Raw genomic sequence first — 2,974 nt, 5'->3', positions numbered from 1 at the left:
CAAAGCCTGCCGAACAACCTGCGCGATGCACTGCGCGAACTGGACGACAGCGAAGTCATGGCCAAGTACATCGACCCGATGTACATCGACGTGTTCGTGGCGTGCAAGGAGAGCGAGCTGGCCGAGTTCGAGAACTCCATTTCCGACCTTGAGTACAACTGGTACTTGCACACCGTGTAACAGCGCCGACACCCAACCCGTGGCGAGGGAGCTTGCTCCCGCAGGCCGCGTAGCGGCCCCAAAAGATGGGACTGCTGCGCAGTCCAGCGCGAGCAAGCTCCCTCGCCACAGGTTACTTACCACTCGCTCCGTCTGTTAACACGACCATCTATTCCCCTGCGTCGAGTCACAACAATGACAATTACTCGCAGCGATTGGGAGCAACGCTTCCAGTCCCTCACCATCGAGAGCCGTGCCTTCATCGACGGCCAATACTGCGCGGCTGCCAGTGGCGCCACGTTCGAGTGCATCAGCCCGGTGGACGGCCGTTTCCTGGCGAACGTCGCCAGCACCGATGAAGCCGATGCCAACGCCGCCGTCGCCGTGGCACGCCGCACGTTCGAATCCGGCGTCTGGGCCAACCTCGCCCCGGCTGAGCGCAAGCGCATCCTGATCCGCTTTGCCGACTTGATCCTGGCCAACCAGGAAGAACTGGCGTTGCTCGAAACCCTCGACATGGGCAAGCCGATCAGCGACTCCATGAGCATCGACATTCCGGCCGCCGCCAACGCGATTCGCTGGACCGCCGAGGCCATCGACAAGCTCTACGACGAAGTCGCCGCCACACCACACGATCAGCTGGGCCTGGTGACGCGCGAAGCGGCCGGCGTAGTGGCGGCCATCGTGCCGTGGAACTTCCCGCTGATCATGGCCAGCTGGAAATTCGCCCCGGCCCTGGCGATGGGCAACTCGTTCATCCTCAAGCCTTCGGAGAAGTCACCCCTGACGGCGATCCGCATCGCGCAACTGGCACTGGATGCGGGCATTCCCAAAGGCGTATTCAACGTTTTGCCAGGCTTCGGCCACACCGTCGGCAAGGCGCTGGCGTTGCACATGGACGTCGATGTACTGGCCTTCACCGGCTCCACGGCGATTGCCAAGCAGCTGATGATCTACGCCGGACAAAGCAACATGAAACGCGTCTGGGCCGAAGCCGGTGGCAAGAGCGCCAACGTGGTGTTCGCCGACGCACCGGACTTGCGCGCTGCAGCACAGGCCGCCGCTGGTGCCATTGCCTTCAACCAGGGCGAAGTCTGCACGGCTGGCTCGCGCTTGCTGGTGGAACGCTCGATCCGGGATCAGTTCATTCCGCTGCTGGTGGAAGCCCTGCAAGGCTGGAAACCCGGACACGCGCTCGATCCTGCAACCACCGTCGGCGCGGTGGTCGACCAGCGTCAACTGGACAACGTGCTGCGCTACATCGCCATCGGCAAAGAGCAGGGCGCTCAGCTGATCGCCGGTGGCAGCCGCACCCTCGAAGACACCGGTGGCCAGTACGTGGAACCGACGATTTTCGACGGCGTGACCAATGCCATGACCATCGCCCAGGAAGAAATCTTCGGCCCGGTGTTGTCGGTGATCACCTTCGACACGGCGCAAGAAGCCCTGGCGATTGCCAACGACAGCATCTACGGCCTGGCCGCCGGTGTCTGGACCGCCAACCTGAGCAAGGCGCACACCTTCGCCCGTGGCCTGCGTGCCGGCAGCATCTGGGTCAACCAGTACGACGGCGGCGACATGACCGCGCCGTTTGGCGGGTTCAAGCAGTCGGGGAACGGTCGGGACAAATCGCTGCATGCGTTCGACAAGTACACCGAACTCAAAGCGACCTGGATCAAGCTCTAAGACCTTTATAAGCGGCGGTCGTCGGCACATTGTCGGCGACCTTCGGAGAAACGTATGAAACAGAACTCTTCAACCCAACAGCATGTAAACAGCTACTACGCCGCCACTCGCAACTTCACCGGTGATTTCCCGGTGCTCGAAGGCGCGGTGGACTGCGATGTCTGCGTGATCGGCGCAGGCTACACCGGGCTGTCTTCGGCGCTGTTCCTGGCCGAAGCGGGCTACAGCGTCACCGTGCTTGAAGCGGCGAAAGTCGGCTTCGGCGCCAGCGGGCGCAACGGTGGGCAACTGGTCAACTCCTACAGTCGCGACGTCGATGTCATCGAAGAGCGCTATGGCGACAAGACTGCCGAAGTGCTCGGCAGCATGATTTTCGAAGGCGCCGACATCATCCGTCAGCGCATACAGCACTACGACATCCAGTGCGACTACCGCCCCGGCGGCATTTTCGCGGCGATGAACAAAAAGCAACTCAAAGGTCTGGCCGAGCAGAAGAAGAGCTGGGAACGCTACGGCAACAAAAACCTGACACTGCTCGGCGAAGCCGATATCAAGCGCGAAGTCGGTTCCCAGGCGTACGTCGGTGGCTTGCTGGATATGCAGGGTGGCCACATCCATCCGCTCAACCTGGCCCTTGGTGAGGCTTCGGCAATCATCGGCCTGGGTGGCAAGATTTACGAACAATCGGCGGCGGTGGAAATCACTTACGGCGAACCGATCACTGTGCGCACGGCCAAAGGCGTGGTGAAGGCCAAGTACCTGTTGATCGCCGGTAATGCCTACCTGCCGCAAGGCCTCGACAACCGAGTGACCAGCAAGAGCATGCCGTGCGGCTCGCAGATCGTCGTCACCGAGCCGTTGTCGGCGCAGCAAGCGCGTAGCCTGATCAAGAACAACTACTGCGTTGAAGACTGCAACTACCTGCTCGATTACTACCGCCTGACCGCCGACAACCGCTTGCTGTACGGCGGCGGTGTGGTCTACGGCGCCCGTGAACCGGACGACATCGAGCAACTGATCCGCCCGAAAATCCTCAAGACCTTCCCGCAACTGAAGGACGTGAAGATCGACTATCGCTGGACCGGCAACTTCCTGCTGACCATGTCGCGCATGCCGCAATTCGGCCGTA

At 61.6% G+C, this 2,974-nt stretch carries 2 protein-coding genes and 1 pseudogene; all 3 read left to right on the top strand.

Going from position 1 to position 2,974, the window contains the following annotated elements; genetic code table 11:
- A pseudogene (locus tag D8U18_RS21280) lies at nt 1-180 on the top strand (glutamine synthetase); the annotation flags it as partial.
- A 174-nt stretch (nt 181-354) separates the two neighbouring features.
- Nucleotides 355-1,845 (top strand): aldehyde dehydrogenase, encoded by a 1,491-nt coding sequence (locus tag D8U18_RS21275; protein WP_130931671.1) that lies wholly within the window; start codon nt 355-357, stop codon nt 1,843-1,845.
- Nucleotides 1,846-1,899: 54 nt separating this feature from the next.
- Nucleotides 1,900-2,974: FAD-binding oxidoreductase (locus tag D8U18_RS21270; protein WP_131108358.1), on the top strand; the 1,075-nt coding region annotated here is incomplete at its 3' end.

Origin of the sequence: Pseudomonas sp. Sample_10 (assembly GCF_004321495.1) — a bacterium.
GTDB lineage: Bacteria > Pseudomonadota > Gammaproteobacteria > Pseudomonadales > Pseudomonadaceae > Aquipseudomonas.
This window is presented reverse-complemented; position numbering and strand designations above follow the sequence as displayed.